General features: G+C 42.7%; 14 protein-coding genes, 3 tRNA genes and 2 rRNA genes. 11 read left to right on the top strand and 8 right to left on the bottom strand.

Annotated features, from left to right (window positions below; translation table 11 throughout):
• Positions 1-68 precede the first annotated feature (68 nt).
• The 6 genes from FGL37_RS03100 to FGL37_RS03075 all read left to right on the top strand — a co-directional run bounded on the left by FGL37_RS03100 (position 69) and on the right by FGL37_RS03075 (position 5,278).
• Positions 69-142: transfer RNA gene (locus tag FGL37_RS03100), tRNA-Ile, on the top strand.
• An 89-nt stretch (positions 143-231) separates the two neighbouring features.
• Positions 232-305: transfer RNA gene (locus FGL37_RS03095), tRNA-Ala, on the top strand.
• Positions 306-580: 275 nt separating this feature from the next.
• A 23S ribosomal RNA gene (locus tag FGL37_RS03090) occupies positions 581-3,464 on the top strand.
• 147 nt (positions 3,465-3,611) lie between these two features.
• Positions 3,612-3,723: ribosomal RNA gene (rrf, locus tag FGL37_RS03085) — 5S ribosomal RNA — on the top strand.
• 162 nt (positions 3,724-3,885) lie between these two features.
• On the top strand, positions 3,886-4,770 hold the full coding sequence (locus FGL37_RS03080; RefSeq protein WP_028071669.1) for a DUF4886 domain-containing protein: 885 nt from the start codon (positions 3,886-3,888) through the stop codon (positions 4,768-4,770).
• Between the two features lie 7 nt (positions 4,771-4,777).
• Positions 4,778-5,278 (top strand): DinB family protein, encoded by a 501-nt coding sequence (locus FGL37_RS03075; protein ID WP_028071670.1) that lies wholly within the window; start codon positions 4,778-4,780, stop codon positions 5,276-5,278.
• 97 nt (positions 5,279-5,375) lie between these two features.
• Here FGL37_RS03075 and sucD read toward each other — a convergent pair whose 3' ends face one another.
• Positions 5,376-6,248 carry a succinate--CoA ligase subunit alpha gene (gene sucD, locus FGL37_RS03070; RefSeq protein ID WP_028071671.1) on the bottom strand — a complete coding sequence of 291 codons (873 nt, stop codon included), beginning with the start codon at positions 6,246-6,248 and terminating at the stop codon, positions 5,376-5,378.
• A gap of 91 nt (positions 6,249-6,339) precedes the next feature.
• The gene (locus tag FGL37_RS03065; protein ID WP_028071672.1) at positions 6,340-6,873 is read right to left on the bottom strand and encodes an RNA methyltransferase; all 534 of its coding nucleotides are present in this window, start codon (positions 6,871-6,873) and stop codon (positions 6,340-6,342) included.
• A 113-nt stretch (positions 6,874-6,986) separates the two neighbouring features.
• Between FGL37_RS03065 and rpsT the strand changes: the two genes are divergently transcribed.
• Positions 6,987-7,241, top strand: a complete 255-nt coding sequence (gene rpsT, locus FGL37_RS03060) for a 30S ribosomal protein S20 (RefSeq protein ID WP_028071673.1) — start codon at positions 6,987-6,989, stop codon at positions 7,239-7,241.
• Between the two features lie 157 nt (positions 7,242-7,398).
• Here rpsT and FGL37_RS03055 read toward each other — a convergent pair whose 3' ends face one another.
• Positions 7,399-8,250 (bottom strand): 3-keto-disaccharide hydrolase, encoded by an 852-nt coding sequence (locus tag FGL37_RS03055; protein ID WP_028071674.1) that lies wholly within the window; start codon positions 8,248-8,250, stop codon positions 7,399-7,401.
• A 39-nt stretch (positions 8,251-8,289) separates the two neighbouring features.
• On the bottom strand, positions 8,290-9,123 hold the full coding sequence (locus FGL37_RS03050; RefSeq protein ID WP_037534231.1) for a helix-turn-helix transcriptional regulator: 834 nt from the start codon (positions 9,121-9,123) through the stop codon (positions 8,290-8,292).
• A 434-nt stretch (positions 9,124-9,557) separates the two neighbouring features.
• On the opposite strand from FGL37_RS03050, the gene scpC reads away from it, so the two are divergent.
• From scpC to FGL37_RS03035, 3 genes are all read left to right on the top strand, one after another.
• Complete coding sequence (gene scpC, locus FGL37_RS03045) at positions 9,558-11,051, top strand: succinyl-CoA:acetate CoA-transferase ScpC (RefSeq protein ID WP_028071676.1); 1,494 nt, start codon at positions 9,558-9,560, stop codon at positions 11,049-11,051.
• A 504-nt stretch (positions 11,052-11,555) separates the two neighbouring features.
• Positions 11,556-11,822 carry a PqqD family protein gene (locus FGL37_RS03040; RefSeq protein ID WP_028071677.1) on the top strand — a complete coding sequence of 89 codons (267 nt, stop codon included), beginning with the start codon at positions 11,556-11,558 and terminating at the stop codon, positions 11,820-11,822.
• Positions 11,823-11,889: 67 nt separating this feature from the next.
• Complete coding sequence (locus FGL37_RS03035; protein ID WP_028071678.1) at positions 11,890-12,912, top strand: bestrophin family protein; 1,023 nt, start codon at positions 11,890-11,892, stop codon at positions 12,910-12,912.
• Between the two features lie 121 nt (positions 12,913-13,033).
• On the opposite strand, the gene FGL37_RS03030 is transcribed toward FGL37_RS03035, so the two are convergent.
• Positions 13,034-13,447, bottom strand: coding sequence for a group III truncated hemoglobin (locus FGL37_RS03030; protein WP_028071679.1), 414 nt, complete (start codon positions 13,445-13,447; stop codon positions 13,034-13,036).
• Positions 13,448-13,586: 139 nt separating this feature from the next.
• On the opposite strand from FGL37_RS03030, the gene FGL37_RS03025 reads away from it, so the two are divergent.
• Positions 13,587-14,153, top strand: a complete 567-nt coding sequence (locus FGL37_RS03025) for a hypothetical protein (protein WP_028071680.1) — start codon at positions 13,587-13,589, stop codon at positions 14,151-14,153.
• 57 nt (positions 14,154-14,210) lie between these two features.
• Here the strand turns inward: FGL37_RS03025 and FGL37_RS03020 are convergent, their stop codons facing one another.
• From FGL37_RS03020 to FGL37_RS03010, 3 genes are all read right to left on the bottom strand, one after another.
• Positions 14,211-14,432, bottom strand: coding sequence for a hypothetical protein (locus FGL37_RS03020; protein WP_051607270.1), 222 nt, complete (start codon positions 14,430-14,432; stop codon positions 14,211-14,213).
• A 1-nt stretch (position 14,433) separates the two neighbouring features.
• The gene (locus FGL37_RS03015) at positions 14,434-14,745 is read right to left on the bottom strand and encodes an ExbD/TolR family protein (protein ID WP_051607271.1); all 312 of its coding nucleotides are present in this window, start codon (positions 14,743-14,745) and stop codon (positions 14,434-14,436) included.
• A gap of 555 nt (positions 14,746-15,300) precedes the next feature.
• Positions 15,301-15,385 (bottom strand) — tRNA-Ser (locus FGL37_RS03010).
• Positions 15,386-15,630: the final 245 nt, after the last annotated feature.

Below are 15,630 nucleotides of genomic sequence, written 5' to 3'. Positions count from 1 at the left end.
AAACATCAGAAGAAAGTGCCCTCCCCTTAAAGGAGCGGTCCCGGAAGGAGAGATGGAATAATACAGCTAGTCCCGTAGCTCAGTTGGTCAGAGCACTACACTGATAATGTAGGGGTCAGCAGTTCAAATCTGCTCGGGACTACTTAAAGAGATCTGAGAATAGAGCTGTGAGAATAGGGACAAAGTAAAGAGTCTGCTGTCTCCGGTCTACAATCTGATATCTGAAACAAAGGGGAATTAGCTCAGCTGGCTAGAGCACCTGCCTTGCACGCAGGGGGTCAACGGTTCGAATCCGTTATTCTCCACGAGATAGTATATAGTATTTAGTATATAGTATTTAGAGATGATATGGCGACATATAATGATCTTGATACTAACATCTAACTACTTATATCTACCAAAGAGTTCTTTGACATACTGAAAGAGAAAAAAAATTACAAGAGAAGACAACAGTAGAGACAATGCTGGTATGTGTCTGATGTGATGAGGAGATATCCGGTGAATACCGGAGGAATCATTGCGTAGCATGCCGGTATATATATCAAAAGCAGCCGCATAGTGGCAAAAGGCTATGCCGGTGAAGAAAGTAAATAAGGGCACACGGGGGATGCCTAGGCTCTCAGAGGCGATGAAGGACGTGATAAGCTGCGATAAGCCACGGGGATCGGCAAATGCGAACTGATCCGTGGATTTCCGAATGGGGCAACCCGGCATGTTGAAGACATGCCGTATTATACGCGAACGCGCTGAACTGAAACATCTAAGTAGGCGTAGGAGAAGAAAATAACAATGATTTCCCAAGTAGTGGCGAGCGAACGGGAAAGAGCCCAAACCGTGCATGTTACGGCATGTGCGGGGTTGTAGGACCACGATATTGTACTGTGCTATGAACTGGAAGCAGGTGGGAAACTGCGCGACAAGGGTGAGAGCCCCGTACAGGTAAAGAATACAGACATAGTGGTATCCTGAGTACCGCGGGACCGGAGAAATCCTGTGGGAATCTGCCAGCACCATCTGGCAAGGCTAAATACTCCTGAGAGACCGATAGTGGACCAGTACCGTGAGGGAAAGGTGAAAAGAACCCCGAACAGGGGAGTGAAAAGAACCTGAAACCGTGTGCTTACAAGCGGTTGGAGCAGATAGATTCTGTGACAGCGTGCCTTTTGCATAATGAGCCTACGAGTTACTCTTGTCTGGCAAGGTTAAGTCCTTCAGGGACGCAGCCGAAGCGAAAGCGAGTCTTAATAGGGCGCATAGTCAGATGAGGTAGACGCGAAACCCTGTGATCTACCCTTGGGCAGGTTGAAGTTGCAGTAACATGTAATGGAGGACCGAACCGATAAACGTTGAAAAGTTTCCGGATGACCTGAGGGTAGGGGTGAAAGGCCAATCAAACTGGGAAATAGCTCGTACTCCCCGAAATGTTTTTAGGAACAGCGTGAGAACTGAGTCTGTCAGAGGTAGAGCTACCGATTGGGTGCGGGGGAGTCAAATCCTACCAAATCCAGACGAACTCCGAATGCTGACAGATATGTCTTGCAGTGAGGCTTTGGGTGCTAAGGTCCAAGGCCGAGAGGGAAAGAACCCAGACCATCAGCTAAGGTCCCCAAATCCGTTCTAAGTTGAACTAACGAGGTCCGGCTGCCCAGACAGCTAGGATGTTGGCTTGGAAGCAGCCATTCATTTAAAGAGTGCGTAACAGCTCACTAGTCGAGCGGCCGGGCGTGGATAATAAACGGGCATCAAGAACGGTACCGAAGCTATGGATTTGTACTGAAAGATGTACAACTGGTAGGGGAGCATTCCATCGCCGGGGAAGCACAGTGGTAATGCTGTGTGGAGGTTATGGAAAAGCAAATGTAGGCATAAGTAACGATAAGGCGGGTGGGAAACCCGCCCACCGAAAGACCAAGGTTTCCTGATCAACGTTAATCGGATCAGGGTCAGTCGGGACCTAAGGCGCACCCGAAGGGGGCAAGCCGATGGACAACTGGTTAATATTCCAGTACTCTTTTTAACTGCGATGTGGTGACGGAGTAGTGACACTGCCGCGAACTGACGGAATAGTTCGTTGAAAGGCGTAGGTATTGGAGCTGTAGGCAAATCCGCAGCTCCAGCTGAAACCCGATAGTACAGCAAAGCTCCGGCGGCGCTGATAGAGCAGGTAAGCAGACTTCCAAGAAAACCCGCTAAGCTCCAGGTTAAGAAGACCCGTACCGCAAACCGACACAGGTGGTCGAGGAGAGAATCCTAAGGTGCTCGAGTGAATCATGGCTAAGGAACTCGGCAAAATGGCCCTGTAACTTCGGGAGAAGGGGCGCTGTCTCAGCGATGAGCAGCCGCAGTGAAAAGGCCCAGGCGACTGTTTAACAAAAACATATGGCTTTGCAAAATCGGAAGATGAAGTATAAGGCCTGACACCTGCCCGGTGCTGGAAGGTTAAGAGGGGATGTCATCGCAAGAGAAGCATTGAATCGAAGCCCCAGTAAACGGCGGCCGTAACTATAACGGTCCTAAGGTAGCGAAATTCCTTGTCGGGTAAGTTCCGACCTGCACGAATGGTGTAACGATCTGGGCGCTGTCTCAGCCATGAGCTCGGTGAAATTGTGGTATCGGTGAAGACGCCGGTTACCCGCAACGGGACGGAAAGACCCCATGCACCTTCACTATAGCTTAACATTGGGACTGGGTACAGGATGTGTAGGATAGGCGGGAGATATCGAAGCGGGTTCGCCAGGATCCGTGGAATCGCCCTTGAAATACCGCCCTTTCTGTATCCGGTTTCTAACTCCGCAGAGCGGAGGACATTGTTTGGTGGGTAGTTTGACTGGGGTGGTCGCCTCCAAAAAGGTAACGGAGGCTTTCAAAGGTAAGCTCAGTACGCTTGGTAACCGTACGTGGAGTGCAATGGCATAAGCTTGCTTGACTGTGAGACCTACAAGTCGGACAGGGTCGAAAGACGGACATAGTGATCCGGTGGTTCTGTATGGAAGGGCCATCGCTCAAAGGATAAAAGGTACGCTGGGGATAACAGGCTGATCTCCCCCAAGAGCTCATATCGACGGGGAGGTTTGGCACCTCGATGTCGGCTCGTCACATCCTGGGGCTGGAGAAGGTCCCAAGGGTTGGGCTGTTCGCCCATTAAAGTGGCACGCGAGCTGGGTTCAGAACGTCGCGAGACAGTTCGGTCCCTATCTGTTGTGGGCGTTGGAAGTTTGGGTGGATCTGACCTTAGTACGAGAGGACCGGGTTGGACAGACCTCTGGTGAACCTGTTATGCCGCCAGGTGTACGGCAGGGTAGCTACGTCTGGAGCAGATAAGCGCTGAAAGCATCTAAGTGCGAAACTGGCCACGAGATGAGACTTCCTGACAGGGCCGTAGGAGATGACTACGTTGATAGGCCACAGGTGTAAAGGTTGAGAGACCATAGCCGAGTGGTACTAATAGCCCGAAGCTTTCTCATGCAGACAGACACTGTTGTCTTCCTCTTTAATTTTTGGACACTCTTTCGGTATATATGTCAGTATGGTGCGTGCTGCCGGACCGGTATTTTTCCCTGCGGAGGGAAGCTGAATACCATCATCCAGCTGCTTGCTACCATAAATGATCTTTAGGTGCCTATATCGGCGGTGTCTACCTCTTCCCATTCCGAACAGAGCAGTCAAGCCCGCCAGAGCCGATGGTATTGCCGTAACAGGTGGGAGAGTAGGTCGGTGCCTTTTTTTACACGGAAGCCCTTGCTGGAAACAGTCAAGGGCTTCTTTCGTTTACAGCGGACCTGCTGCGCGCAGCGGGATGACCGGTGGGAACCAATGTTTTTCCTTTTCTGATTAGTAATTGTAGAAGATATTCTCTAATTTTAGCCATAGAGCAATAAATATAAAATGAAAACGAAACAGATATTCCCCTTTAGTATTTTAATAATTTTCTTATTTGCAGGTACTCCATCACAAGCGCAACAGCAGCCTTTGGATGATGGAGTTCTGAGAGTTTTGGCGATAGGAAACAGTTTTTCAGAGGATGCCATAGAGCAGAATCTTTATGAATTAGCCAAGGCAGGCAAAAAGAAGATTGTCATTGGTAATCTGTATATAGGTGGAGCCCCTTTGAGTCTGCATGTCAACAATGCAAAGGAAGATAAGCCAGCTTATCGATATCGGAAAATTAATATGGATGGTCAGATGTCTGAAAAATCCAATCAGCGCCTCTCAGAAGCGCTTAAAGATGAAGCCTGGGATTACGTCAGTTTTCAGCAAGCGAGTCCGTTATCGGGCAATTACGACTCTTACGCAAAAGACTTACCTACCTTATATGAATATGTTACTAAACAAGTAAGATTTCCGGAGACAAAATATATATTACACCAGACTTGGGCATATCAAAATGGCTCATCCCATGAAGGATTCATTAAGTATGACCGTAGCCAGGGGAAGATGTATGCAGATATTGTAAAGACATCTGCGGACGTATTTAGTTGGGGAAATTTTGAAATACTGGTTCCTTCGGGAACGGCGGTACAGAATGCACGGACGAGTTTCATTGGAGACAATTTTACCAGGGATGGATATCATCTAAATTTGGACTATGGCCGTTTCGTAGCCGCTTGTACTTGGTACGAAGCATTATTTCATGAACCTGTCAAAAGCAACGCCTTTTTGCCACTTAAAGTAACGTATATAGAAGGGCAGATAGCACGAGAAGCGGCGCATAAGGCTGTTCATGCTCCTTATAACGTGACACCTCTGACGTATTTTCAATTTATGAATTAAAAGAACTATGAGCATCAAGAAGAGTTATTTAATCGAACTAGAGAGGGAGACAAAAAATACGCGTAGTATATTAGATCGTATACCGGATGACAAGCTGGACTGGCGCCCACATGAGAAGTCAATGAGTCTTGGTGAATTGGCAGCCCATATCGTTGAAGTACATAACTGGGTATCTAAAGCTCTGCCCAAGGACCTGTTTGATTTCAAAGTAGATTATCAACCCCTTAGAGTAGCTTCAATAGAAGAACTAAAAAGCATTCTATCGGAAGGACTCGAAGCGAATAGAGCCGCGATTGAGACAATGGCCGATGAAGAATGGTTTAAAGATTGGGTGTTAAAAGCGGGTGAATATGAAATAGCCCGCCTGCCTCGTGCAGGAGCGATGCGTTTTATCATTAATAATCATATTGTCCACCATCGCGGACAGCTGACAGTTTATTTGCGACTATTAAATATTGCGGTGCCGGGATTATATGGGCCTTCGGCCGATGAAGCCATGCTTATCTAAGATCCGGAAGTATTACGTATATGTTGACAAAAAATAATCAAATAAAAACGGGAACCTGAATCGATTCCCGTTTTTATTTGGATTGTGAACAGTCACATTATTTAGCTAATTCTTCAGCAATTGCTTTTCCGATTTCAGCCGGAGATTCGACAACACGGATTCCACACTCACGCATAATTTTCATCTTAGCAGCAGCTGTGTCATCTGCCCCCCCCACGATTGCACCAGCGTGGCCCATGCGACGTCCCGGAGGCGCTGTTTGGCCGGCAATAAATCCAACAACAGGCTTAGTGCCATTTTCTTTAATCCAACGGGCGGCTTCAGCTTCCATTCCACCACCGATTTCGCCGATCATGATGATAGCTTCAGTTTCAGGGTCATTCATTAATAATTCAACAGCTTCTTTTGTTGTTGTACCGATAATTGGGTCACCCCCGATTCCGATTGCTGTTGTGATTCCTAATCCAGCTTTTACAGTCTGATCTACTGCTTCGTAAGTTAATGTTCCTGATTTAGAAACAACACCTACGTTACCTTTTTTGAAGATAAATCCTGGCATGATACCAATTTTAGCCTCACCTGCTGTAATGATACCAGGGCAGTTTGGACCGATTAAGCGGGATTTTTTATCGCTCAAGTATGATTTTACCTGGATCATGTCTTTTGTAGGAATACCTTCAGTGATACATACGATCACTTCGATACCAGCAGCTGCAGCTTCCATGATCGCATCTGCAGCAAATGCTGGAGGTACAAAGATAATAGAAACATTAGCTCCTGTAGCATCTACTGCATCTTGAACAGTATTGAATACAGGACGGTCTAAGTGCTGTTGACCTCCTTTACCCGGAGTCACACCACCAACTACATTTGTTCCGTACTCAATCATCTGAGTAGCATGGTAAGTACCTTCGTTTCCAGTAAAACCCTGAACGATTACTTTTGAATCTTTATTAACTAATACACTCATTTCTTCTTTAAATTTTGCACACAAATCTACTATTTTGCTTTCTAAAATGGAAGTAAATGTAGGTAGGAATGTGGCCATTATTGATAAAATTTTACTTAAGATTGCGTTTTTGGATAAAATCCCAGAGGATAATGCCTATTGCGACAGATACATTAAAGGAATGTTTCGTTCCATATTGGGGGATTTCAAGGCAAATGTCAATTCTTTTCATTACTTCCTCGTCGACACCATTGACTTCATTACCAAAGATGAGTGCGTATTTTTTTTCGGTATCGGGTTCAAATTGGTGTAACATGACGCTATCATCCGCTTGCTCGATAGCAACTATGATATAACCATCAGCACGCAGCTGGTCTACGATAGTAGCAGTTTCTTTATGATATTCCCAAGTGACAGATTGAGTTGCTCCCAATGCTGTTTTTTCAATCTCCCTATGTGGCGGTGTACCCGTGATCCCGCATAAGTATATTTTTTCAATAGCAAATCCGTCAGCTGTACGGAAGGCCGAGCCTACATTATGCATGCTGCGTACGTTATCCAAAACGATCGCGATAGGAGTTTTCTCTTGTTTTTTAAACGATTCAACGTCTGCGCGTTGAAGTTCATCCATCGATAATTTCTGCATACGGCAAATATACTAAACCTAAAAAATAAAATAGATTTTGAATATTGGAAATAAGGTGTTATTTTTGCAGTCCGAATTACAAGAAAAATAGAATAAAAAATTAGCTAAAAAAAATGGCAAATCATAAATCAGCGATCAAAAGAATTAGAGCAAACGCTACTAAACGTTTAAGAAACCGTTACCAAGCAAAAACTACACGTAACGCAATCAAAAAATTACGTAATACTACTTCAGCAGAAGATGCAAAAGCATTATTGCCTCGCGTAATTTCTATGCTTGATCGTTTGGCAAAGAAAAATGTGATCCACAAAAAGAAAGCTTCTAACAACAAATCGAAGTTAACTAAATTCGTTAACGGTTTAGCGTAAGCTTTCTGTATAGATATTGAGGGGTACAGCATGCTGTATCCCTTTTCTTTATGTTATATACTTTGGATTTCTCTTTCCAAGCGAATAGTAATAAAAAAAAGCATCATTTATGATGCTTTTTTTTATTACTATTCCTTTTTCAGAGCAGTTTTATCTCTCATTGCTGTAGGTTGGGCAGCAACTCAGCTATGACTTTTTTAAGTTTATTAGAATCCTTCATATAGGGTTCGAGATCATAAAGCTCAACTTTTTTGAAGTCAATAGGATGGCTTTCACTTTGCAGTGAGATGGTTCCTTTTTTCAATAATTGACCGTCTCTTTTAACTGCCGGGTTAAAGTCCGTCACGTTGCCGCCACCGATCTGAGGCTTTGTATACTGTAACACAACCTTGTCCTCGATAATATGCTGTACTAAAGAGTCTCCTAAGACGAGAAAGTCTGCTGTAACCCATTGGTCTCCAGCATATGTTTTTGATTTTGAACTCAGGCAGTGTGGCGTAAATAGTTGATTGTTGATAACAACGTTCGTCCCGGGTGTACAGAGATTACTTGTAGTGCGTTCATCTTTTCCATTGCCGCCCAAAAGCTGCCCTTCGATAGATATCGGGAAATCTTGGTCCACGCCCATTGTTTTGGGATCCTGGCCGTGCAGCATCGCTCCGCTATTGCGCCAAGCCCAGCCTTCTCCACCGGGTGCCTGTTCACCTACGAATCGATAGGTGACGCGTAACAAATAGGCAGAGAATTCCTTGTTATAAAACAAATGACCATACTGAAAATTAAAATTGTCGTATCCGTCGTATCTTACTTTTAACAGACCATCTTCTACTCGAAATGTATTTTTATAATTATCCCCGACTTGATGGTTCCGTATTTTTGGGGTCCAGTTCTTTAAATCTTTCCCATTGAATAACTGAATGGGTTTTGGTTTTTTATCTTGTGAATGGGCAAATAAGGAGGTGCTAAGTAATAAAATTCCAGCACTATAGATTATATGTTTAAATTTCATCCTGAATTAGGTTTATTGACCTAAATTAGGGAAACATTTTTAAATTAACAATTCTTTTTGTTTGACATATTCGCTCGGACGGATACCGACAACCTTATTGAAGGTATTACTAAAGGTAGGCAGGCTGTTGTATCCAACTTTCAAAGCGACTTCATTGACGCTCAGCTTTTCGTCCAATAGCAGTTTCAGGGCTGTCAGCATACGCAATATTGTATAGTATTGAATAAAGGACATATTCAACTCCTTTTGAAACAATCGCGCTAAGGTACGTTCGCTGATGTTGAAAAGGCCAGCGAGCTTTTTAAAATTTACATTCTCTTCGATATTTTCTTCCAGGTACCGAACTATATCTTTTAGTTTTTGATGATTCGGGTAGGGTAAAGCCAGTGGAAGCTCGTGCAGGGATAACTCCGGGAGAATAAGTTTAAACGCTGTTGCTATGCTGTATTTCGGTTCTTCAACAGGAAATATATTGCCATTCCAACGGTTGGTAAACATAATTAATTCAATAAGCAGGTCATTCACTGGATAAATGCCCATCTTGCTGTAAAATGCCGTATCACTGACTGTTTTCGGAAAGTAAAGATTCCGCATAACAACTTCAGGTGTACTTGGATGTATACTGTGTTTTATACCTGCAGGTATCCACAAATAATGTCGGGCGGGAAGAAAATAGGACTTTTCGTCGGTCTTTATAAAGACAACACCACCTTCAGTATATAAAAATTGGTCCTTGTTGTGAGAGTGCTCAGTAACATAGCTCTCAGCAATGATAGCATGATGACAGTAAATGCTATCTTCAAAAGCGTCGACCTCTGTCATGTAATAGCGGTTGACATATTTTGCCCCCGCCGTGGTATCTTTTACGTTCATTTTCTTTATAAAAACTACTTTACAAAGGTAAGATTTTTTTACCAGACCCGCTGTCTGCGTCACAAAGGTGAGTGTATGCTTACTATAGAGTTTCAGGTTATACGTTGGAAAGTTAGTGTTTACTCACAAGGAGAAATCTTAATGCTTTTTTATCTTATTGGTTTTCAGGCTTATATTTTTTTTTGTTCCGATTAAAAAAAAATGATATTATGGTGTTGCATCGTTTAATATATTGATTATTAATAATTTAAGATTATTGCGGCCAAAATGAATAATTTTGTGTCGAATGGGAATAATTCTGATGGAGAAAAAAGTGGTAAAATTGTTTGCCAATAATTAATAAAACCGGCATAATATCTTTAAAATAAAGGTATAAAATAGCGCTCAATTGTTTAAGTTTACATGACAAGCGTATCAAATTAAATTATACTGTTATGGCTTACGAAAGAATAAAAATTCAAAGCTTGCACGATAAAGTTATTACAGCGACTGAAGCAGCGAATCTATTTGAAGATGGTATGGTTGTGGGATCAAGTGGTTTTACCAAAGCAGGTGATAGCAAGGTTGTATTGCCAGCCTTGGCTGAACGGGCCAAAACAGAACCTTTGAAAGTAACTTTAATTACGGGAGCTTCGCTGGGACATGGTACTGATGGCAAATTGGCTGAAGCTGGTGCGTTGTCAAAGCGCATGCCATTTCAGGTCGACCGTACGCTCCGCAACAAGATCAATTCGGGAGAGGTGCTGTTTATCGATCAGCATCTGAGCGAAACGGCGGAATTGCTCCATAATAAAAACCTACCACAGGTCGATATTGCTGTATTGGAAGTGGCGGCTATCGAATCTGATGGAAGCATTGTGCCTACCACTTCTGTTGGCAATTCCACTACTTTTGCAGCTTTGGCGAGACAAGTAATTTTAGAAGTCAATACCGCGATTCCAACAGCAATTAAAGGGATACATGATATTTATCAAGCGGAGGACTATCCGCGACGAAACGTGATTCCGATCGTTGCTCCTGAAAATAAAATCGGACGGAAGACCATCCCTTTGGATCCAGGTAAGATCGTCGGGATCGTTTTCACGAATGAACTGGATAGCCCGGCAGACATTGCCGAGCCTGATGTGAAAACAACGGCTATTGCGCAGCATATTTTACATTTTTTTGAAAATGAAGTCGAACTGGGGCACTTATCAGAGAGCTTGATGCCACTTCAGGCTGGAATTGGCAAGGTAGCGAATGCGGTTTTAACTGGATTTATCCACAGCAAATTTCATAATTTAACCATGTTTTCAGAGGTACTGCAAGATAGTACCTTCGATTTGATTGATGCAGGAAAACTGGATTTTGCGTCAGCGTCTTCAATCACCGTATCTGCAGAATGCTATTCACGGATATTTGATCACTTAGATAAATACCGTGACAAAATTGTACTTAGACCCCAGAATATTTCGAATACGCCGGGATTGATCAAACGTTTAGGGATTATTGCTATTAATACAGCGATTGAATTTGATATCTATGGTAATGTAAATTCAACGCACACGTCGGGTACGAATATTATGAACGGCATAGGGGGATCCGGAGATTTTGCGCGTAACGCCTATCTCAGCATTTTTGTGACACAAGCTGCATCCAAAGGAGATACAATCTCCCATATTGTTCCGATGGTATCCCATGTAGACCATACCGAGCATGACGTGGATATTTTGGTGACTGATTATGGACTAGCGGATCTGCGTGGTCTGGCTCCTCGCGAACGGGCAAAGGTCATCATTGAAAATTGCGTACATCCAGACTATAAAGAACAGCTCAGAGATTACTACCATCGCGCCTGTGAACGTGGCGGGCATACGCCGCATCTATTGGAAGAAGCGCTCAGCTGGCATATCAATTTAAGAGAAAAAGGAACGATGAAAATGTCCTAATTACTTGGCAAGTTTCAAGGGAAATTGATTATGGAGGCTGACATTATCACAAGGGCTGTACTTTCCAAGTATAGCCCTTGCCATTGTATCAATTTTAGAAAGTTTTTTCAGATGGTATGTGTATTCATTGCTTGCTCCGGCTGATACCCATACTAAGTTCAAAACCATTGGCTCACTGCAGGCGAGCCAATGCACTAGTTATGAGCTCCCCAGCACAATTCTTGCGCGTAATTTTTTCCATTATCAGAATGTCCTACTTTTTAATCTTATCAGATATTGCGAAAACTCTTCGGTCATGAGCATATCTGTTATGCCAATTTTTTTGCATGGTCGTGCTTTTGTTAGTCCACGTTTTGTTTTATGTCGGTGTTGAGGTGAATCCATAATGTATAAAAAATGCTGTTCCTCCAAGATACATGTCTTGTAAAATCGTAGATTTGATATAACGGATGAAAACCAAATAACGGGTTGGACTGTAATAGGATTATACCAAGCCATAGCAAAATGAAATTAAGGTCAGATTTACAATTGCACAAACTGGGTGACAAGAATATACTAGTCGATCCTAAAAAAGATAGTCTAGATACAGATAGAGTATTTACTTTCAATGAAACAGCAGTACAAGTTTGGCTGGAATTGCAAGGGAAGGAGTTTAATATAGAGAGTATCACGGCCTTTTTATTGGACAATTATGAAGTAGAAGAACATGTTGCGGAGCGTGATGCGAAGGTGTTGATTAAGCAATTTGAAACACAGGGCTTCTTAATTTGATCGAAGTGTATGTAGTTTAATTGAACGACCAGAGTCTTTTCTTCGCTAAATTAAATGAGAAATTTTTATGATTACAACAAAGTATTTTAATTATAAACAGATATTCAATCTTGCTGGAGTGCATTTGCTTTGGCTTACAGGATGGTGTTCTTTAGTTGCTGTGATTTATTATTTCTTCAACTGGCAATGGATGATCATTCCGTGGGTGCCTGTCGCCTTAATCGGAACGGCGGAAGCTTTTTATGTGGGATTCAAAAATAATCAGGCTTATGACCGTCTATGGGAGGCTCGCAAAATATGGGGTGGAATTGTCAATGCAAGCCGGTCGTTTGGAGCGATGCTGTATGCTTTTAATACCCAACAGGGTGATCAGGATCAGTTGGAGGAAATACGCAGAAAAATGATCTACCGCCACATTGCATGGCTATACCAGTTTCGCGAGCAGTTGCTTGTTCCGACCGAGTGGGAGCATATCAGCATGAAAAAACATATTGGCGCAATGAACGTAAAGCGGCATAGACTAATCAAAGCTGGATTTCCCGATTATAGCCGTACACCGATTTTTTTGCATAAATATCTCTCGGCAGAAGAATTTGAATTACAGTCGACCTATAAAAATTTTGCCACCTACCTGATCGCCCAGCAGGCCAAGGATATTAATTCGCTAAAAAATGATCAGATTATCTCTGACTTTAATCAAACACAATTGCAGACTTGCCTCAATCAATTTTACGATTACCAGGGTCAGGCCGAACGCATCAAAAAGTTTCCGTCGCCAAGACAGTTCGCCAGCACTGCATTTGTGTTTAATGTGATTTTGATTCTTTTGTTGCCTCTTGGCTTGGTTAACGAATTTGCTAAACTGGGGGATTGGGGCATCTGGACAAGCATTCCCTTTTGTGTGGTAATAGGATGGATTTATATCGTCATGGAACTGGTGGGAGATTATACGGAAAATCCCTTTGGGGGGTTGATGTTTGACATCCCCATGCTCTCCATCTGCAGGACAATCGAAATTGATCTGTTGCAAATGGCCGGGGAGGAAAACCTACCGGAGCCTATTGCCTCGAAGAACGGTGTTCTCGTGTAGGTGATTTAAACAGAAATAACCAATGTGTTTTTTATTTCTGCATCATAAAAGAGCTGTGGGTGCTGGCAATGTGCTGCAGTGATGTGAGCTTTACTTTTTCTCTTTTGGATCCTAAAAGCTATTATATAAGGGGTTTTTTCTTGGGATTGGCATCGAAATATTCTTTTTTGAATTGGAACATCTGGGCCATTTTTTTTGCTCGCCATTTAGCTTCATTTGCTTTTTCACCTGTAAATAAGCGATCTACAGTGGCTTCAAATAGCTGAAGCCATCGTTCAAAGTGCTGGGCATCAATCGGTAGACTGATATGCGGTGGGAAAGGACTACCGAAATAGGTGTGCTCATCCAAAAGAACCGTCTGCCAGAAGCTGTACATTTTTAGTAGGTGCTTTGGCCAATTGTCCTGGATGCGCTCATGGAAAACGGGACCTATCAAATCATCATGACGAACAGCGTCATAAAATTGATCGACTAGCATTTTGATGTCGTTGATATCTTGAACATCCTGCTTCTCCTGATATGGCAACTTTTCCATCGTAACTTTGTTTTTACGAGAATAAAATTAATAAGATTAAACCATACTTGGATCATGTGGATGTAAAGTTGCCAGAGGAATATGTTGTAATTCTATTTTATTGTCAGTAATTTAATTAAACATTTAGGGCAAAACATATATGGGAAAGTACTTCTTGTTTATCCTATTTTTAATGGGAGGATATGCTGCGCAAGCGCAAATCACAAATATTGGTGTGAATAAAGAAAATTTCGAATCATCAGGTTTTCCATTTAAGGGAAAACGTGTTCTGCAGGTGGAACACATTGAGACTGCGAAAGAAGATAACTATATTGTCTTTTCAAAAGAAGAACGGGGTGCTGATCCGGATAGACTGTATGTACAGCAATTTCAGCGAAAAGAAGGGATGTGGGTGCCGATCGTCGAAGAAACCATTCAGGAAGATGGTATTATTATGTCTGTTTGGGAGTCACGAAAAGCTTTTTTTGATGCCGATAAGGATGGAAGGTTGGATGCCCTGTTTATTTATTCTAGACATCCAAAAGATAATATACAACAGCAGTTGAGCTGCATTGCATTGATATTATATAAAGGGCAGTTTTATCGTTTGCGGGCGGATGTGGATGACGGTTATCAAAAAACATCTTACTCCGATAATTATGCTTCCTTGCCTACAGAAATAAAAGAAAGTGTAGAACGTTATTGGGAGAATCTGGACAAACGCTAATCGAATTAAATCGGACAGATGCACCGAAACGACGCATCTGTCTGTCGTCTTATTATCTCAATGGATGGACGCCAAGAGTTGCTTTTCTTCGTCGGTATGGGGTGTGCCGATCACATAACGGGAGATGTGCTGCTGCTTGAGCAGGTCTATAGTGCGTACCACATCTTTTGTACGGGCTTCTTTGCTTGGCTTAATAAGTACGATCATATCTCTGGTATTGGGCATGGTGCTGATTGTCGCTTTTAATTGTGCAATCACGGAGGTAAGCCCGTTTTCCAAATTAGCTGGTTTTTTCGAAAAGGCGATTGGTTTTTTTGAAATCGCCATGATACCACATAAATTTTCCTTCGCCCAAAACGATGGTTACGGTACGGTTTTCATCAATCAGAAGAGGTGGTGTATTATCCTTGCTCTTATCAGGCATCGCGATATCCATCGCCGCCGGTTTGTTTAATGTAGTGGTTAGCATAAAAAAGGTGATTAAAAGGAACGCGAGATCGACCATCGCGGTAAGATCGACCTTGGGAGCTGACTTTGCAGTTCTCATTTTTTTCTTGCCGGTTTCCGGTGCTTTTTGATTCAATTCTGCCATGCTTACGGTTTTTAGGTTATGGATTCATTGTCACTCGTTAATATGATGCGAAATGATCAAAGATTCCATATTTTTTGATTAAAACGATGCTCAACAAAACCGCGATGGCACCATCTCAGTTTAAAAAAGTAATTTTCGTAAGATCATTAAGCTATTTTGCTGCATAACTACGTCACATAATTAAAGTAGATATTAGCACGGAGGTAAAAGTCGTTTTTTGATGTAAATCCATATAGAATGTAAAAAGTCTTTCCGAGATGAGAGCCTTTTTTTGCGGAGAGTGAGCTATTTATCGCATCGCACATTCCCCTGCTATAATCTTCGATATAAGGTTGGGACGTCGGCCAACCCTTCTGGTTCGGATCAATTTGTCTGTAAAATAAAAGATCCCTCATCTTTTGATGAAGGATCCTTCTGCGAAGAGTGAGGGATTTATCGCGTCCCACATCCCCGTGCTAATGTCTGCGATGATAAAGTTCGAACCCCCGGCCAACCCTTCTGGTTCGAATCCATATAGAACCGAAAAAGCCTTTCATTGCTGAAAGGCCTCTTGTGCGGAGAGTGAGGGATTCGAACCCCCGAACCTGTGACAGTTAACGGTTTTCAAGACCGCCGCATTCGACCACTCTGCCAACTCTCCGCGACAAAAGTAGAAATTCTAAATAGATTTACAAAACTTATTTTACATTTTTCCTGATCAGTTCGGGATACTACGGGTTCGTTTAAATTGGCCTTGAACGAAACGTTCAGTTACATGGGCAATCTCTCGAGTTCGAATCAATTTGTCTGTAAAATAAAAAATCCCACATCTTTCGATGAAGGATCCTTCTGCGGAGAGTGAGGGATTTATCGCGTCCCACATCCCCATGCTAATGTCTGCGATGA

It is taken from the genome of Sphingobacterium thalpophilum (genome assembly GCF_901482695.1).
Classification (GTDB): Bacteria; Bacteroidota; Bacteroidia; order Sphingobacteriales; family Sphingobacteriaceae; genus Sphingobacterium; species Sphingobacterium thalpophilum.
The sequence above is the reverse complement of the archived record's forward strand: the minus strand, read 5'-3'. Positions and strand labels throughout refer to the sequence as shown.